This window comes from Lysobacter cavernae (assembly GCF_042648505.1).
GTDB lineage: Bacteria > Pseudomonadota > Gammaproteobacteria > Xanthomonadales > Xanthomonadaceae > Lysobacter_L > Lysobacter_L cavernae.
In genome coordinates this window covers 1-528 of the sequence record NZ_JBHRXK010000040.1, presented here as the reverse complement: position 1 = coordinate 528, position 528 = coordinate 1, and the positions used below count along the sequence as shown (strand labels likewise).

Genomic DNA, 528 nt, shown 5'->3' with positions numbered 1-528 from the left:
CCTCGGGCTTGCCCGGTTCGCGGGCGGGCACCTCGTTACCGGTCGGGGCCGGCTCGAAGGCATCGGGGTTGCCGCGGTTCTCCAGGAATTTCAGGCCGATCTGCGGAAACAGCGCGTAGGTGAGCACGTCGTCGATTTCGTCCGCGGCGAGCTTGAAGCCTTTCTGCTGCGCCAGGCCCTTGAGTTCGGCGGTCAGCTTGTCCATTTCCGGCTCGAGCAGGTCGGCCGGACGGCAGGTGATGGCTTTGGCGCCGTCCAGGACCCGCGCCTGCAGCGCGGCATTGAACGGTGCCGGCGCGGCGCCGTACTCGCCCTTGAGCACGCCGGCGGTTTCCTTGGTGATGGACTTGTAGCGCTCGCCGGTGAGGATATTGATCACCGCCTGGGTGCCGACGATCTGCGAGGTGGGCGTCACCAGCGGGATGAAGCCGAGGTCCTCGCGCACCCGTGGGATCTCCTCCAGCACCTGGTCGAACTTGTCCTGGGCGCCCTGCTCCTTGAGCTGGCTTTCCATGTTGGTGAGCATGC

1 pseudogene is annotated in these 528 nt (G+C 66.5%); it reads right to left on the bottom strand.

Annotated features, from left to right (window positions below):
* A pseudogene (locus tag ACFOLC_RS16165) lies at positions 1–528 on the bottom strand (2-oxoglutarate decarboxylase); the annotation flags it as partial.